Origin of the sequence: Streptomyces sp. NBC_01217, assembly GCF_035994185.1 — a bacterium.
Classification (GTDB): domain Bacteria; phylum Actinomycetota; class Actinomycetes; order Streptomycetales; family Streptomycetaceae; genus Streptomyces.
In genome coordinates, this window is record NZ_CP108538.1 from 4,267,324 (window position 1) to 4,283,535 (window position 16,212).

Consider the following 16,212-nt stretch of genomic DNA (forward strand, 5'->3'; position numbering starts at 1 on the left):
CCGAGCTCCGGCGACTTGTTCGCGGACATACGACAGGGGTGGACGGTTTCACGTGAAACCGTCCACCCCTGGAAAAAGCCGCAGGTCAGGCCAGATCGAGATCCGCCACCGTGTAGGCGTGGACGTAAGGGAGACCGGCCTCCGCGATGGCCGGAGCCGCACCCCGCTCCACGATCGTGGCGACGGCGACGACCTCGCCACCGGCCTCGCGCACCGCCTCGACGGCGGTCAGCGGCGAACCGCCGGTCGTCGAGGTGTCCTCGACGACAAGACAGCGGCGGCCCTTCACATCCGTGCCCTCGATGCGGCGCTGCATCCCGTGCGCCTTCTGCGCCTTGCGGACGACGAACGCGTCCAGCTCCTGCCCGCGCGCGGCGGAGGCGTGCAGCATCGAGGTGGCGACCGGGTCGGCGCCCAGCGTCAGCCCGCCGACGCAGTCGTAGTCCAGTTCGGCGGTGACGTCGAGCATGACCTGACCGACCATCGGAGCGGCCTTGCCGTCCAGCGTGATGCGGCGCAGGTCGATGTACCAGTCGGCCTCAAGACCCGAGGAGAGGGTCACCTTGCCGTGAACCACGGCCTTGTCCTTGATCTGCTGGAGCAGCTCAGCACGTACGTCAGTCATGGCTATGAGCTTAGAGGGCCCGCCTCACGGCCCGCGCCCGCGCGGTCAGAGGGTGCGCCAGCTCCAGGTCGTCGCGATCTCCAGCGGCTCGATCGGGGTGACGTAGTGGGGAGCGGTGTTCAGTCCGTTCGGCGGACCGGACTGCGGTTCCACACAGACCGCCTCGTCCTGCTCGTCGTAGATCACGACCCACTCGGTCCGGCTCTTCACGGTCAGCTCCAGCTGCTCCGGCCAGGTGAGCGTCACATCGACCCCGTCCGGCATCCCGAAGCAGTCGTCCCACGGGCCGGGCAGCGGCGGGATGCGGCGGCCTGTCGGCAGATGGTTCGCGCCCCGCTCCTCCTGCCAGGCCGCGTCGAAGGCCAGCTGTACGTCCTTGCCACCGCCGCCGAGGTTGCGCAGGAACCAGGGGTGCCAGCCGGCCTGCGCCGGGAACGAGTCGTCGTAGGTCTCGATGCCGAAGGCGAGGGTGAGCGAGTCCTCGGACAGCTCGAAGGTCTGGGTCACCCGGCCCGGGTACGGCCAGGGGTCGGCGAGGTCGTAGTAGAACGCGGCCTCCTGCTCACCCACCCGGGCGGTCCGCCATGCGGTGTTCCTGCCGGTGCCGTGGATGGCGTGCGGCGGGGAGTTCACCGGCAACCGGTGCAGGACGTCGCCGTTGTGGAAGAGCCCGTTCTCGGTGCGCCCGCACCACGGCACCATCGGGAAGCAGCCGAACCGCTCCCCCTGCCGCAACAGCTCGGTGCCACCGATCCGCAGGCTGCTGATGCGACAGCCGTTGGTCGGGTTCACGGTCAACTCTGCGTCGCCGACGGACAGCCGGACGTCCTTCTCGCTGCTACTCACCCGACCGAGATTACTGGCGCGGCTACCTCCGCCGCCTCAGCGCCCGGCCCACCACGACGGCGGAGGCGAGCGCGAGCGCGGCGGCGGGGGCGACCCAGCGGAGCGTGGCGCCCGCGGTGGTCGAATCGGGTGACGGTACGGGGGCGTACCTGCCGCGCGGCGGCGCGTGGTCGACCTCCTCGGCGCTGCGGCCGATCATGGTGCGCCGGGCGTGCGCGGCCTCGGCCGGGGGGCCGTCGGGGACGGTGAACTCCACTTCCGCCACGGGGTCGAGCGAGGGCGGGGGCACGGGGGCGTCGAAGACGGAGCCCGTGCCCGGGGGCTTCTCGGCGGAGGACGCCTCGTCCACGGCCTGGGCATCGTCGCTCTCGTCGCCGATGCCGGTCCCGTCGGCGGACTCATCGAGGGCTCCGGTGGCCGCGCCGGTCGCGTCGGCCTCCTCGGCCGCCTCCTCGATGGCCTGCTCCACGGCCTCCCCGACGGACCGCTCGGCTTCCCCGAGGACCCCGCCCGCGGCGTCCTCGGCCACCTCGTCCCCGCCCGCCAGTGTCTCCGTCACCAGCTGCTGGACGAAGCGGTCCAGCAGGCGGTGGGCCGTTGCGAGTGCTGCCGTCGGGTCCAGGTCCGGGAGGCGGCCGTCGCCGCTCGCCGTTCCCGAGAAACCGATCGCCGTACCGCCGTCCTTCTGCGTCAGGCTGATCGTCAGAGCCAGCTTCGCCGAGCCGGTCCCGCGGGCCTCGACGCCCTCGCCCGCCACCAGGACCCCGTCCCCGTCCGGACCGTCCTGCGGGGAGTCGCTGAACCGCAGCGCACCGCGGTACGTGATCGTGTGGCCGTCGACCCGGATCCTGAGCCGGCCGGACAGCGGGCCCGCGGACGCGTCGGCGTCCTGCTGGAGCCCCGGCACGCAGCGCGCGACGCGGGCGGGATCGCCCAGCGTCCGCCGAAGGGACGGGACCGGAACCGGAACGAACACCTCATGCTCCATGGAAACCGAGCCTACTCAGCCCCGGCCATCACGTCAGCGGTTCCGCATCCCAAAAGTCGACCGCGAAGACCGACCGCGAAGGCCAGTCGCGGAGCCCACCGGACGCGGACGCACGACGCACCGCTCACCGGTCCTCCCAGTACCGCGGATGCACCAGCGTCGACGGTGGCAGCCCGCGCAGCCGTGCGCTCTGCGCATCCCGCCCCGCACGTTCCAGCGAGGTCTGCGTCAGCGACCGCAGCCGGGGCGCCCCCGGGGGCAGGCCGAGCGCCGGGGCCCCGCCCGGTGCGGCGAGGACGAAGCCCCAGCCGTCCTCGGCCTGCGCCCGGTACGCGGCCCGGTCGGGGCCCGCCGCGAAATCGGAGAGCCGGCCGCTGATCCGGTACGGGCGGGTGTGCAGGCCCGCCGCCCGCATCGACGCCTCCACCGTCCAGTACGTACGCGCCCGGGTCACCGGCGGGCCCCCGTGCACCACCAGTCGGCCGCCCGGCGCGAGGGCCTCGGCGATTAGGCCGTAGAACTCCGCCGAGTACAGCTTCGTACAGGCGGAGATCCCGGGGTCGGGCAGATCGGAGATCACCACGTCATAGCTGCCGTGCGCCGTCCGCAGCCAGCTGAAGGCGTCCGCGTTGACGGCCGTCAGCCGCGGATCGCGGTACGCGTGCGCGTTCAGCGCCGAGAGCGCACGGTCGGTACGGGCCAACCGGGTGACGCCGGGGTCGAGCTCGACGAGGGTGACACCGCGTACGTCCGGATAGCGCAGCACCTCACGCGCGGCGAGGCCGTCGCCGCCGCCCAGGATCAGGACGCGGGCGTGCGGCCCGTTCATCGCCGGGTGCACCAGCGCCTCGTGGTAGCGGTACTCGTCGCGCGCGCTGACCTGCAGCCGCCCGTCCAGATACAGGTCCAGGGAGCTGCGCCCCGCCCCCGTCAGCACGACCTCCTGGACCCCGGTCCGCACCGCGACCCGCACCCCGTCCCCGTACACCGCGCGTCGCGCCGCCCGTTCGAAGTCGTCGACCAGCGCCGTGGCGGTGGCGAGCAGGGCGATCACGGCCACGTTGACGAGGATCAGCAGCCACCGGGAGCGCGGGGTCAGATCCCGCCGGAACACCCACAGCACCAGCGCCCCGCCCGCCGCCGCGTTGACCGCGCCGGTGAACAGCGCCCCGGTGAGCTGCCCGAGCACCGGCAGCAGCAGGAAGGGGAACGCCAGCCCGCCGACCAGCGCGCCCACGTAGTCGGCGGCGAAAAGATCCGCGACGGTCCCGCCCGCGTCCTGCCGGTCGACGCGCTGGATCAGCGTCATCAGCAGCGGGATCTCCGCCCCGATCAGGATCCCGATCGTGAGCGAGAACCCGACCAGGGCGAACCGCGACTCCCCGATCCAGGCGAACGACGCGTAGAGCACGACCGCCGAGGAGCCGCCGACCAGGGCGAGCGCAGCCTCGATCAGCCCGAAACCGACCGCGGCACGGCTGCGCAAACGTTTCGCGAGAAGCGAGCCGATGCCCATCGCGAACACCATCACGGAGAGCACGACGGATGCCTGGGTGACGGAGTCACCGATCAAGTAGGAGGCGAGCGCCACCAGTTCGAGCTCGTAGACCAGACCGCAGGCGGCACAGATGAAGACAGCGGCCAGCACGAGACACCGACCGGTCCTCGGCCGCACGGGAAGACGCGCCGCGCCCCCTCGCAGCGACACCTGCTGGTCGATCATGTTGCGAACGCTACGTCACGACGCAGTGGCGGCCTGTCACCCACAAGGGTGCAAGTGGCGTGCTCACAACGGACCCGGACCGCGTCAGAGTGCTGCCGCCGGCATCCGCACTCCCACGCGGGTGCGCGTCACCACCAGCTGGCCCTCCTGCGGATACGCATGCCAGGTGCGCCACCGCACCTGCCCCTCGGTCCGCTGGGCGAGCATGGCCGTGAAGGCGTGCGGGCTGCCCGGGAACGTCCCCGCGAGACCGTGGGGATGGTCGGCGACGAGCGCGAGGAGCTCCTGCGCGCGCCCCGCGAACGAGCCCGCCGAGAGCGTCTCGACGCGCGCCGCGAATTCGTACTCCCACTCCCCGAGCCGCTTGGCGACACCGAGCGGCAGCGGTGTGCTGCTGCCGGGCATACACGCGACGGTTTCGGAACAGGTGCCCCCGTCCTCCTCAAGAAGCACCTGGTGGGAGGCGCCGAGCAGGCGCATCTGGACTCGGGCACCCACGAGATCGAGGTCGAGCACGGCGAGGGCGGGAAGGGGTTCGCGCCCCAGCGCCCAGGCCAGGTCGGCAGCGCGGGTGTCGGAATAGGCCGTCTGGAGGGTCGTGAGCATGGGTCGGCTCCGCAAGCAAGCGTGGACACATGGACAGGGGACGCCTCCGACGTGATGCACGTGGGAGGTGGGAAGCGCCCGATCAGGTCCAACTCGGGTCCGAGGGCTGGATGTTCTCTCCACCGAGGGAATCACGAAGTACGCCGCATCCACAGCGCTTTTACCCAACTTGGCGTGGTTTCCATCCCCTCGGGGGCCTCTCGGTTCATCTGTTCACCGGTGTCTCGCTCAGACCCCCAACAAAAAGGTGCCCGGCGGGAGTTCACCCGCCGGGCACCTGTCGGGCACCGGACCGCACGGGTCCGGCACCGGGCGTGTGGTCCTGCCCGGTCACGGATCAGCTGCCCCGTGTCAGCTGCTTCCGCCGCATCCGCCCCCGCCACCGCACGAGGAACCGCCACCGCACGAATGACCTCCGGAGTGACCACCGGAGTCACCGCTGCCGCAGGAGGAGCCGCCGCTGTCATTCCCCGCCCACCAGCTGCCGCCCGCGGCGCCGCCGCTGCCGCTGCCGCTGCCGCTGCCCGAGCCCCCGCGCGCGCCCCGGCGCTTCTTCTTCCGGTTGCCCGCCCCCACCTGCGAGACGACCAGCCCGATCACAACGAACGCGATCACCACTCCGACGAAAATCCCCACCGACCTCACGTCCTTCCATTCCCCCGAAGCGAGGTCCCCCCGCTTCCATGCACTGCCTCGCGCATCCCCGCGCCTCTTCGCGCTTCCCCGCGCTTCCTTCGTGTGTCGGGGATGCCCCCGTCCCCGTACGGCCAAAGCAGACTTGAGCAACTCCAGAGCTTCCGCGCAGGATGGCGGCCATGACACAGGGACGACCGCTGCTCAACCGCCGCCTCGCCGAGTTCGGCACGACGATCTTCGCGGAGATGTCGGCGCTTGCCGTACGGACCGGCTCCATCAACCTCGGCCAGGGTTTCCCCGACACCGACGGCCCCGAAGAGATCAGGGAGGCCGCCGTCCGGGCACTGCGCGCCGGGCACGGCAACCAGTACCCGCCGGGCCCCGGCATCCCCGAGCTGCGCACCGCGATCGCCGACCACCAGCGGCGCTTCTACGACCTGAGCGTCGACCCCGACACGGAGGTGCTGGTCACCGCGGGGGCAACGGAAGCGATCGCCGCGACCATGCTCGCCCTCCTCGAACCGGGTGACGAGGTGATCGCCTTCGAGCCCTTCTACGACTCCTACGCCGCCTGCATCGCCATGGCCGGAGCACAGCGGGTACCGCTCACCCTGCGCGCCCCGTCCTTCCGCCCGGACCTGGACGAACTGCGGTCGAAGATCACCCCGCGGACCCGCCTCCTGCTCCTCAACACGCCTCACAACCCGACCGGCATCGTCCTCACCGCCGAAGAACAGAGCGCCATCGCCGCGCTCGTCGTCGAACACGACCTGCTCGTCGTCACCGACGAGGTCTATGAACACCTGGTCTATGAGGGCGCACACCACCCCATCGCGGCCCTGCCCGGCATGCGAGAGCGCACCGTGTCCATCTCATCCGCCGGCAAGACATTTTCGTATACCGGATGGAAGGTCGGCTGGGTCACGGCGGACGCCTCGCTCGTCGCCGCCGTCCGGACAGCCAAGCAATACCTGACCTACGTCAGCGCAGGCCCCTTCCAGTACGCGATCGCCGAAGCGCTGCGCCTGCCGGACACCTACTTCGACGGCTTCCGCGCCGACCTGCGGCGCAAGCGCAACCTGCTCGGCGACGGGCTGCGCGCGGCCGGGTTCGAGGTCCACGAACCCCAGGGCACGTACTTCATCACCACGGACATCTCCCCCTTCGGCGAGAAGGACGCCTACGCCTTCTGCCGCGCCCTCCCCGAACGCTGCGGCGTCGTCGCGGTCCCCAACTCCGTCTTCTACGACACCGCCGACGCGGGCCGCAGCCAGGTCCGCTTCACCTTCTGCAAGCGCGACGACGTTCTCCAGGAAGCGGTGGGACGCCTGCGGCGCCTGGCGTCCTGAGCCGACACCCCTACGCCTACGTCGCAGATGAGGCCGGCCGCCGATCCCGGGGCTGTCCCGTTGGATCGACGGGCCGGGCCGGCCCATTTCCGCCGCGCGTTCCGCAATTCCCCTGGTGCGACGTCTCAGAAACGTTCGACCGTCGGGCGGAACGCGGACCGGCCCGGGGCGGCGGTCGTGGAGACCGTCGCACCGGGCCGGGGCGTCACTGCCGTGCGGGACTCAGGCGTCCGGAGCGGCCTGCTCCGTGCCGTCCTGCGGCTTCTCCTCGGCCGGGGTCAGGCCGAGGCGCTCCTGCAGCCACTTGTCGAACTCGATCGAGGCGCGCACCCAGCTGACCGTCGACGAGACGAAGTGCTCCAGGCTGACGCCCGTACCGATGAGCATCTGCGCCTCACCGATCAGACGGACCGAGACCTCGGCGTCCTCGGAGCCCTCCTCGGGCTCGTGGGTGTGCGTGTAGACCTTGGGCCACAGGGTGCGGCGGTTCCAGTCGTCGATCGCGTCGAGGAGGACCGGGCGCTGGTCCGCGGCGTGCGGGCGGTCGTAGAACGTACGGACCGAGAAGACCTGCTGCTCGTCCTCGCCGCGGAACATGAAGTACGTGCGGAATTCCTCCCACGGCGCCGCGAGGTCGCCCTCGTCGTCGACGACGTACTTCAGCTCCATCTGTTCGAGGAGCTGCTTGACGAGGTCCTGGTCAGGGACAACGGGGCCCTCGGGTCCTGCCGCCTGCGGTTCGGGCTGGCCCCCGAAATTCGGAATCGAGGACGGATCGATAGACATCGCTGGGTACTCCTGTGGATCGCACGTGGTTTCCTGCCGTCGAACCCTAGCCGCGTTTGGCCCTCAGAGGGTCTACGCCCTCCGGGGAATCGCTCCCGCACCGGCTTCCCGCGCCCGTGACCAGGCAACGGCGACGGGGATCGTGCACAGGACTCCGAGGAGTCCGGACGCGCCGATGGTGTTCGCCGACGACCCGGACAGCTCCGCTGCCAGGCCCCCCACGGCGACTCCGATCCCCTGCATGGCGATCAGCCCCGACCGTGCGAGCCCCAGCGCCTGGCCACGCCGGTTGGCCGGAGTCAGGAGCACGAAGGTGGCCCCGGCGGTGATCTGATAGGCGGAGCACACCCCCGACACCAGCAGCAGGAGCATGGCCACGCCCACGCCGGGGCCGAGCCAGTAGACGATCAGCGGCAGATTGGCGCCGATCGCCAACGGCCCGAGCAGGCGGCGCCGCCGCTCGTCCCCGACCTGAGCCCGCCCCAGAATGGCTGCCCCCAGCACCATTCCGGCCGGATGCGCGGCCAGCAGGAGTCCCACCGAGGAGGCACCCCCGCCGGCCTCGTCCGCGAAGGGGGCGGCCAGCCCCTCCGGCAGGACGACGAATCCCGCGAGCCACCCCAGCGCGACCAGTGAGCGCAGCCTGCGGTCCGACCAGATCAGCGCGGCCGCACCCCCGACCTGGGCGCCGAGCCGCGTCTTGTGCTCGCCGCCGTCGGCACTCGCCGCGGGACGGGCCTTCACGCCGAACCTGACCAGGGTCGCCGAGAGAAGGAACGTCACCGCGTTCACACCCAGGGAGAGGTGGCTGCCCAGCCACACGGCCAGCACACCTCCACCGGCGAAACCGACCAGCTGTCCGACCTGGTGAGTGATCTGCATGACCCGCTGGCCGCGTTCGTATCTCCGCTCGCCGAGCACGGTCGGCAGCAGTGCGCCCTGCGCGGCGCCGAAGGGTGCCTCGGCCAACTGCGCCAGCACCAGCAGCCCGGCCAGCAGCGGCAGCGGCGTACCGGGCAGGGCCATCAGCCCGACCAGCACCGTCCGCACCAGGTCGCACCCGATCATGACCGTACGCCGGGGGAAACGATCCGCCAGACCGGACAGGAGCACCCCGGACAGCAGAGCGGGCAAGGTGGTCAGCGCATACGTCGCCGCGGTCCATCCCGGCGAGTCGGTGCGTTCGAACACGAGCAACGACAGGGCCACGCGTGCCAGCTGGTCACCCAGGATCGACTGGGCATAAGCGGCCCAGAGGGTACGAAATTCGCCAAGGTGAAAGAGATTGTCAGATCTGGGCTTTTTGGGCCCCGGACTTATCTCATCGCCTATCTGCTCGTTCATGCGGGCACGCTACCGGCTGCCGAATTCGGTCTCTAATCCTCCTTGTAAGCAGGTTGTGGAGGACGACCCGAGGTGTCCTGATCATTCGCGTGCCCCCGGGCGGGCGCTGCGGGCGCCCGGGCAGGCTTCCCTTGTCAGAGGCGGGCGGCGCAACCCGGGGCGGGGCGGGTGACGCGGCCTCACCCCTCGAAGCGGGGCGAAGCGTTTGGCTCAATATCGACGTTGAACAACGGATCGCCGACGACGGCGGTCGATTTCCCGTCCCCCCGAAATCATCGCAATTCTTCTTCAATTGCAGTGCGGCGCGGACGACGGGTCCCCGGCCGGGATGCGCAGACTCCCGGCCGGGGACACGGCATCGAACAGGCCGTACGCGATCTACAAGGTCTTCCCCGAGATCGCGGGCCCGATGAGCAGGCCGTCGCCGACCCGGTCCACCCGGACGGTGTCCCCGTCCTTTACCTCGCCCGCGAGGATCTCCTTCGCGAGCCGGTCGCCGATCGCCGTCTGGATGAGGCGGCGCAGCGGCCGTGCTCCGTAGGCCGGGTCGTTGCCCTCCTCGGCCAGCCAGGCCAGGGCGGCCGGAGTGACGTCGAGGGTGAGCCTGCGCTCGGCCAGGCGCCCGGCCAGCCGGTCGATCTGGAGCTTCGCGATGTGCGAGAGCTCGTCGCCGGAGAGCGCGGAGAAGACCACCAGGTCGTCGAGCCGGTTGAGGAACTCCGGCTTGAACGAGGCCCGTACGACCTCCAGGACCTGCTCCTTCTTCACCTCGGGCTTGGTCAGCGGGTCGACCAGGAACTGGCTGCCGAGGTTGGAGGTCAGGATCAGGATGGTGTTGCGGAAGTCCACCGTCCGGCCCTGTCCGTCGGTGAGCCGGCCGTCGTCGAGGACCTGGAGCAGGATGTCGAAGACCTCGGGGTGGGCCTTCTCGACCTCGTCCAGCAGGACGACGCTGTACGGGCGGCGGCGGACCGCCTCCGTGAGCTGGCCGCCCTCCTCGTAGCCGACGTAGCCGGGCGGGGCGCCGACGAGCCGCGCGACGCTGTGCTTCTCGCTGTACTCGCTCATGTCGATGCGGACCATGGCCCGCTCGTCGTCGAACAGGAAGTCGGCGAGGGCCTTCGCGAGCTCCGTCTTGCCGACACCGGTGGGGCCGAGGAAGAGGAACGATCCGGTGGGCCGGTCGGGGTCGGCGATTCCGGCGCGGGTACGGCGTACCGCGTCCGACACCGCCTGCACGGCCTCGGTCTGGCCGATGAGGCGCTTGCCGAGCTCCTCCTCCATGCGCAGCAGCTTCTGGGTCTCGCCCTCCAGCAGGCGTCCGGCCGGGATGCCGGTCCAGGCGCCGACGACATCGGCGATGTCGTCCGGGCCGACCTCCTCCTTCACCATCGTGTCCTTGGCGGCCTCCTGCTCGGCCTCCGACGCCTCCGCCAGCTCGCGCTCAAGGCCGGGGATCTCCCCGTAGAGCAGCTTGGAGGCGGTGTCGAAGTCGCCGTCGCGCTGGGCGCGTTCGGCCTGGCCGTGCAGTTCGTCGAGGCGTTCCTTCAGCTCACCGACGCGGTTGAGGCCCTGCTTCTCCTTCTCCCAGCGGGCGTTGAGGCCGCGCAGCTCCTCCTCCTTGTCGGCGAGGTCGCGGCGGAGCTTCTCCAGGCGCTGCTTGGAGCCGGGGTCGGTCTCGTTCTTGAGGGCGAGCTCCTCCATGTGGAGGCGGTCGACGGCGCGCTGGAGTTCGTCGATCTCGACGGGCGAGGAGTCGATCTCCATGCGCAGCCGGGACGCGGCCTCGTCGACCAGGTCGATGGCCTTGTCGGGGAGGAAGCGGGAGGTGATGTAGCGGTCGGAGAGGGTCGCGGCGGCCACGAGCGCGGAGTCGGCGATGGAGACCTTGTGGTGGGCCTCGTAACGGCCCTTGAGGCCGCGCAGGATGGCGATGGTGTCCTCGACGCTCGGCTCCGCAACCAGCACCTGCTGGAAGCGGCGCTCCAGGGCGGGGTCCTTCTCGATCCGCTCGCGGTACTCGTCGAGCGTCGTCGCGCCGACCATGCGCAGTTCGCCGCGGGCCAGCATCGGCTTGAGCATGTTGCCCGCGTCCATGGCGGAGTCGCCGCCGGCGCCCGCGCCGACGACGGTGTGCAGCTCGTCGATGAACGTGATGATCTGCCCGTCGCTCTCCTTGATCTCGGAGAGGACGGTCTTCAGGCGCTCCTCGAACTCGCCGCGGTACTTGGCGCCCGCGACCATCGCGCCGAGGTCGAGCGAGACCAGCCGCTTGTTCCTCAGGGACTCGGGGACGTCGCCCTTGACGATGCGCTGGGCGAGCCCTTCGACGACGGCCGTCTTGCCGACGCCGGGCTCACCGATGAGCACGGGGTTGTTCTTGGTACGGCGGGACAGGACCTGGACGACCCGCCGGATCTCCTGGTCACGCCCGATGACGGGGTCGAGCTTGCCTTCCCTGGCGGCTGCCGTGAAGTCCGTACCGAACTTCTCCAGCGCCTTGTACTGGCCCTCCGGGTCGGGAGTGGTCACCCGGCGCCCTCCCCTGCTCTTCTCGAATGCGTCCAGCAGCCTCTTCGCACTGGCGCCCTGCCCGGAGAGGATCTCACCGGCGCGGCCGCCCACGGCGGCGATGCCGATCAGCAGGTGCTCGGTGGAGATGTAGTCGTCGCCGAGCTCCTTCGCGCGCTGCGCGGCGTCCGCGATGACGGCGAGCAGCTCGCGGTTGGGCTGCGGCGGGGCGACGGTCGACCCGGTGACGCTGGGCTGGGCGCCCAGGAGCCGCTCGGTCTCGGTGCGTACGGCGATCTGGTCGGCCTCCACGGCGACGAGCAGATCGATGATGTTCTCGTTGTCCTCGCCCGCGAGCAGCGCGAGCAGCAGATGCCCGGGGGTCAGATCGGGGTGCCCGTCCTTCACGGCCCTGCTGGTGGCCGCGTTGATGGCGTCCCGGCTCTTGTTGGTCAGCTCGGCGTCCACGTGCGCTTTCTCCTCCTTGCGGTGACTGGCCTCTCCACAGCACTGGCTCTCCGCACAGTACTGACAGAGTCAACGTGCATAAAGTTGAGTCTATTCCACTCAACCCACTCACCGGCTCGCGGAGGGGCCCGCGGGCCCCTCCCTGACTGTTCCGAGTGAACCGGCCGGAGCGCGCCTCCGCCACCGCAGGGGCGGGCCACTGTCCGGCGCTGCCTACGCTGTCCCCATGGCAGTCGACGTGACGAATCCCAGCCCCGAGTACCTCGCGTTCTGGCGCGAATACCACCTGTGCACCCTGACCACACCCCGCTCCGACGGCACACCGCACGTGGTGCCGGTGGGCGTGACGTACGACCCCGGGGCCGGGCTCGCCCGCATCATCACCAACAAGAACAGCCGGAAGGTCGCCAACATCCTGGCCGCGGGCCCGGACGGCGCCCGGGTCGCCGTCTGTCAGGTCGACCGGGGCCGCTGGGCGACGCTGGAGGGCCTCGCGACGGTACGCACGGAGCCGGACGTGGTCGCCGACGCGGTGAGCCGCTACGCGCAGCGTTACGAACGCACGCCGGCGCCCAACCCGGACCGCGTCGTCATCGAGATCACCCTGGACCGGGCGCTCGGCAGGGCGTGAGCCCCGTATGCCCGCGGGCAGCACAACGGCGCCATCGTGTTCAGGTCACGATGGCGCCGTTGTGTGGGGGAGTGACTGAGCGACATATGACGACGGGGGATCGCTCAGGCACTGCGGGGGGTGGCGGAAATGGTCTCTGGCTCGAACAGCTGGTGGTCCCGCCGGTCGAGGTTCACAAAAATCATGTCGTACCGAATCGCGCAGCGGACGGGCTGCGGAGCTCCACGCGGCTTGCGGAGACAGCGGTACGCACGCACTTCGTCGTCTTCTTCACGTGCGACAACGATGGGGTCGCCGAACAGGGTGACCATCAGCGAGTCGCCACAGCGGGGGACGGCCGTGACGAGATCGATGAAATGCCAGCCTGATCGGTAGGCCGTAGCCATCTCCCGCCGGAAGGTCCGGTCGTCCGGCGGGATGGTCATGCGCCCTGGTTGATCGGTTCGGACCAGGCGATGTCACCGGGCCCGGCTGCCGCCTCGACGCTCCACGCGATGTCACCCGGCACAGCGGTCCCGGTGGACCATGCGATGTCACCCGGTGCCGATGCCTGGACGGACCACGCGATGTCACCCGGCGCGGACGCCCGAGTGGACCACGCGATGTCACCTGGTGCCGACGCCTGAGTGGACCAGGCAATGTCACCCGGCGAGGGTGCCGCCCCGCCGCTCCAGGCAATGTCGCCGCCGCTCAGCACCCCGAGTCCCAGGGCCGCGACGAACGAGGCGGCAAGCGCCGAGCGAAGCATTCGCTTATACATAGTCGGCTTCGTCCTCACTTGTGGATTCTTCTCCCCCGCACCTAAGACGATGTCTCACCTGGGCACACGAACACCACTGAGTCGATGCATCATGTTCCTGAATGTTCAGGAACCTGGGGGGTGGAGAATATGGTCACAAGCGATACAAAGCCGACACATCCTCATGGGATCACCGAACTATGCGAAGCGGGAGGCCGCCTCTACGCCAGCGCTCTGCGCTCGGGACGCATCGCCCGCAGCGAGGTGGAACCGGCGCCCTGCCTGATGGATTTCGCCCTGCTGCACCCCGACCCCGACGACCCCGACTGGCTGCGTCCCGTACCGCCGTCCGCCGCACTGGCGAAGCGCCTGCATCCCATAGAACGCGAGATCCAGGAGCGCCGACTGCATTCGGTCCTGCTGGCCGAGTCCTTCGAGCCGTTCATGGACATCAGCGCCCAGGACCCGCCGACCACTCACGCCATCACCGTGCTGGAGGGCGTCAACCGGATCAACGCGGCACTGGATCTCGCCACGGCAGAGTGCCGCACGGAAGTCCTCACCGTCCAGCCCGGCGGCGGCCGCAGCGAGGACCGCCTCAGCGAAGCCCTGGAACGGGGCCTCTCCGTGGTGGATCGCGGTGTCAGCATCCGCACTCTCTATCAGCACACCGTACGGCACAGCCCCGGCACCCTGGCCTACGCGGAGCGGATGTCCGACGAGAGCGTGGAGATCCGGACGCTCGAGGAGCTCATCGAACGGCTCATCATCTTCGACCGCACTGTCGCGTTCATCCCCGCCCAGGACGACCGCCAAGTCGCCCTGGAGCTGCGCCATCCCGGACTGGTCGAGTATCTCGTCAAGGTGTTCGAGCAGCTCTGGACCCGTGCGGCCCCGCTCCTGGAAGAGGTCAAGTACGACCCGACCCCCAAGGGGATCAGCGGTGTGCAGCGCTCCATCGCCCAACTCCTCGTGGAAGGACATGTCGACGACTCGATCGCCCGCCGTCTCGGCATGAACGTCCGCACCTGCCGCGCGCACGTCGCCAAGCTGTCCGCCGTTCTCGGCAGCAACAGCCGGGCCCAACTCGGCTATCTGATAGCCAGGTCGGGGATCCTGGAACAGGACCCGGGCTGAGCCCGCACACACGGCGAAGGGCCGGGGAGCATCAGCTCCCCGGCCCCACACGGGAGAAGTCGTGAGCGAATCACCCGGCCAAGCGGCCGGACCCGCTCAGTCCTTCGGCCTCTTCGGCCGCCAGACCACCAACGCACTGGTCTGCTGCACATCCTGATACGGAACCAGATCCCGCCGGTACGAGGCATGCACCTGCGCCTCGCGCTGCTGCATCGCCGCCGCCGCGCCGTCCACCGCCGCCGAGAGTTCGGCGACGCGCTGCTGGAGGGCCGCGACCTGGTTCTCCAGTTCGATGATGCGCTTGATGCCGGCGAGGTTGATGCCCTCGTCCTGCGACAGCTGCTGGACGGTGCGCAGCAGCTCGATGTCGCGGGCCGAGTAGCGCCTGCCGCGCCCGGCCGTGCGGTCGGGCGAGACCAGGCCGAGGCGATCGTACTGGCGCAGCGTCTGCGGATGCAGGCCCGAGAGCTGGGCCGCGATCGAGATCACGTACACCGGTGATTCATCGGTCAGTTCGTACGGATTGCGTCGTCGGCCGTCCACCTCAAGCTCCCTTCGCAGCCTGGAACAGCTCCGCCCGCGGGTCGTGGCCCGCGGTCGCCTTCCGGTAGGCCTCCAGTGCGTCCCTGGCCTCGTCGCTGAGGTCCCTGGGCACTGTCACCTCGACGGTGACCAGCAGGTCGCCCCGGGTGCCGTCCTTGCGTACGGCGCCCTTGCCGCGGGCGCGCATCGTACGCCCGTTGGGGGTGCCCGCGGGCAGTTTCAGGGTGACCGGCGGACCGCCGAGCGTGGGCACCTTCACCTCGCCGCCGAGTGCCGCCTCCGTGAAGTCGACGGGCACGGTGACCGTGAGGTTGTCGCCCCTGCGGCCGAAGACCGGGTGGGCGTCGACATGGACCACGACGTACAGATCGCCGGCCGGTCCGCCGCGCTCGCCCGGGCCGCCCTTGCCGCGCAGCCGGATCCGCTGGCCGTCCGAGACGCCCGCCGGAATCCTGACCTGCATGGTCCGGGAGGACTTCGCCCGGCCGCTGCCCTTGCAGACGTCGCAGGGGTCCTGGGCGATGAGGCCCCGGCCCTTGCAGTCCACGCAGGGGTCGGTGAGCGAGAAGCCGCCGCCGGTGCCGCGCGAGACCTGACCGGTGCCGAGACAGGTCGGGCAGACCCTGGGGGTGCCGTTCTTGTCACCGGTGCCTGAGCACGCCTTGCAGGGCGCCTGGCTGGACATCCGCAACGGGACCGTGGCCCCCTCGACCGCCTCGGTGAAGCTGAGCGTCACCTCGGACTCGATGTCCTGGCCGCGGCGCGGCTGCACCCGCGTCCCCGCACCGCCCCGGTTGAACAGGCCGCCGAAGACATCGCCCAGACCGCCGCCGCCGCCGAAACCGCCGGCTCCGCCGCCCTGGCCCCCGCCCTGGGTGCCTCCGAAGAGATCGCCCAGGTCGAAGTTGAAGTTGCCTCCGGCGCCTCCGGGCCCGGCCCTGAAGCCGCCGTTGCCGAAGAGGGCGCGCGCCTCGTCGTACTCCTTGCGCTTCTTGCTGTCGCCGAGGACGTCGTTCGCTTCGGAGATCTCCTTGAAGCGCTCCTCCGCCTTGTCGTCACCCTTGTTGGCGTCGGGGTGGAACTCGCGGGCGAGCTTCCGGTACGCCTTCTTGATCTCGGCGTCCGTGGCGTCCTTGGGGACGCCGAGAACCTTGTAGTAGTCCTTCTCGACGAAGTCCTTCGTGCTCATCGACGTCCCTCCTTCCGGACGATCGGCCATGCGACCGGCACACTGGCCGGTCGCATGGCCGGGCGGTGGGCCACGAGGTGGTCAGACGGAA

Annotated in this window: 16 protein-coding genes; 3 read left to right on the forward strand and 13 right to left on the reverse strand. The window is 70.2% G+C overall.

What is annotated here, in order from left to right:
* Window positions 1–85 precede the first annotated feature (85 nt).
* The 6 genes from pyrE to OG507_RS18730 form a co-directional block, all read right to left on the reverse strand.
* Complete coding sequence (gene pyrE, locus OG507_RS18705; RefSeq protein ID WP_327368333.1) at window positions 86–625, reverse strand: orotate phosphoribosyltransferase; 540 nt, start codon at window positions 623–625, stop codon at window positions 86–88.
* Window positions 626–670: 45 nt separating this feature from the next.
* Window positions 671–1,471 carry an aldose epimerase family protein gene (locus OG507_RS18710; RefSeq protein ID WP_327368334.1) on the reverse strand — a complete coding sequence of 267 codons (801 nt, stop codon included), beginning with the start codon at window positions 1,469–1,471 and terminating at the stop codon, window positions 671–673.
* Between the two features lie 22 nt (window positions 1,472–1,493).
* On the reverse strand, window positions 1,494–2,459 hold the full coding sequence (locus OG507_RS18715) for an SRPBCC domain-containing protein (RefSeq protein WP_327368335.1): 966 nt from the start codon (window positions 2,457–2,459) through the stop codon (window positions 1,494–1,496).
* A 124-nt stretch (window positions 2,460–2,583) separates the two neighbouring features.
* Entirely contained in the window at window positions 2,584–4,182 is a 1,599-nt protein-coding gene (locus OG507_RS18720; RefSeq protein ID WP_327368336.1) for a polyamine aminopropyltransferase, read from the reverse strand.
* Between the two features lie 84 nt (window positions 4,183–4,266).
* Window positions 4,267–4,788, reverse strand: coding sequence for a DUF2617 family protein (locus OG507_RS18725; protein ID WP_327368337.1), 522 nt, complete (start codon window positions 4,786–4,788; stop codon window positions 4,267–4,269).
* Between the two features lie 351 nt (window positions 4,789–5,139).
* A complete protein-coding gene (locus OG507_RS18730) occupies window positions 5,140–5,424 on the reverse strand; it encodes a hypothetical protein (protein WP_327368338.1) in 285 nt (94 codons plus the stop codon).
* 179 nt (window positions 5,425–5,603) lie between these two features.
* Between OG507_RS18730 and OG507_RS18735 the strand changes: the two genes are divergently transcribed.
* Window positions 5,604–6,773: a pyridoxal phosphate-dependent aminotransferase gene (locus OG507_RS18735; protein WP_327368339.1), complete on the forward strand. Its 1,170-nt coding sequence runs from the start codon at window positions 5,604–5,606 to the stop codon at window positions 6,771–6,773.
* Window positions 6,774–6,995: 222 nt separating this feature from the next.
* Here the strand turns inward: OG507_RS18735 and OG507_RS18740 are convergent, their stop codons facing one another.
* From OG507_RS18740 to clpB, 3 genes are all read right to left on the reverse strand, one after another.
* The gene (locus OG507_RS18740; protein WP_327368340.1) at window positions 6,996–7,559 is read right to left on the reverse strand and encodes a YbjN domain-containing protein; all 564 of its coding nucleotides are present in this window, start codon (window positions 7,557–7,559) and stop codon (window positions 6,996–6,998) included.
* Between the two features lie 72 nt (window positions 7,560–7,631).
* Window positions 7,632–8,903 carry an MFS transporter gene (locus OG507_RS18745; RefSeq protein ID WP_327368341.1) on the reverse strand — a complete coding sequence of 424 codons (1,272 nt, stop codon included), beginning with the start codon at window positions 8,901–8,903 and terminating at the stop codon, window positions 7,632–7,634.
* Window positions 8,904–9,281: 378 nt separating this feature from the next.
* Window positions 9,282–11,882, reverse strand: coding sequence for an ATP-dependent chaperone ClpB (clpB, locus tag OG507_RS18750; protein WP_327368342.1), 2,601 nt, complete (start codon window positions 11,880–11,882; stop codon window positions 9,282–9,284).
* A 226-nt stretch (window positions 11,883–12,108) separates the two neighbouring features.
* Here clpB and OG507_RS18755 point away from each other — a divergent pair, with 226 nt between their 5' ends.
* Window positions 12,109–12,513: a pyridoxamine 5'-phosphate oxidase family protein gene (locus tag OG507_RS18755; protein WP_327368343.1), complete on the forward strand. Its 405-nt coding sequence runs from the start codon at window positions 12,109–12,111 to the stop codon at window positions 12,511–12,513.
* Between the two features lie 104 nt (window positions 12,514–12,617).
* Here OG507_RS18755 and OG507_RS18760 read toward each other — a convergent pair whose 3' ends face one another.
* Both OG507_RS18760 and OG507_RS18765 read right to left on the reverse strand, forming a co-directional pair.
* Window positions 12,618–12,938, reverse strand: a complete 321-nt coding sequence (locus tag OG507_RS18760) for a (2Fe-2S)-binding protein (RefSeq protein ID WP_327368344.1) — start codon at window positions 12,936–12,938, stop codon at window positions 12,618–12,620.
* Window positions 12,935–13,261 carry a hypothetical protein gene (locus OG507_RS18765; protein ID WP_327368345.1) on the reverse strand — a complete coding sequence of 109 codons (327 nt, stop codon included), beginning with the start codon at window positions 13,259–13,261 and terminating at the stop codon, window positions 12,935–12,937. The genes OG507_RS18760 and OG507_RS18765 overlap by 4 nt, the downstream gene beginning before the upstream one ends.
* Before the next feature lie 141 nt (window positions 13,262–13,402).
* Between OG507_RS18765 and OG507_RS18770 the strand changes: the two genes are divergently transcribed.
* On the forward strand, window positions 13,403–14,389 hold the full coding sequence (locus OG507_RS18770) for a helix-turn-helix transcriptional regulator (protein ID WP_327368346.1): 987 nt from the start codon (window positions 13,403–13,405) through the stop codon (window positions 14,387–14,389).
* Window positions 14,390–14,485: 96 nt separating this feature from the next.
* Here the strand turns inward: OG507_RS18770 and OG507_RS18775 are convergent, their stop codons facing one another.
* Window positions 14,486–14,932, reverse strand: a complete 447-nt coding sequence (locus OG507_RS18775; protein ID WP_018522258.1) for a heat shock protein transcriptional repressor HspR — start codon at window positions 14,930–14,932, stop codon at window positions 14,486–14,488.
* A 1-nt stretch (window position 14,933) separates the two neighbouring features.
* The gene (dnaJ, locus tag OG507_RS18780; protein ID WP_327368347.1) at window positions 14,934–16,121 is read right to left on the reverse strand and encodes a molecular chaperone DnaJ; all 1,188 of its coding nucleotides are present in this window, start codon (window positions 16,119–16,121) and stop codon (window positions 14,934–14,936) included.
* Window positions 16,122–16,212: the final 91 nt, after the last annotated feature.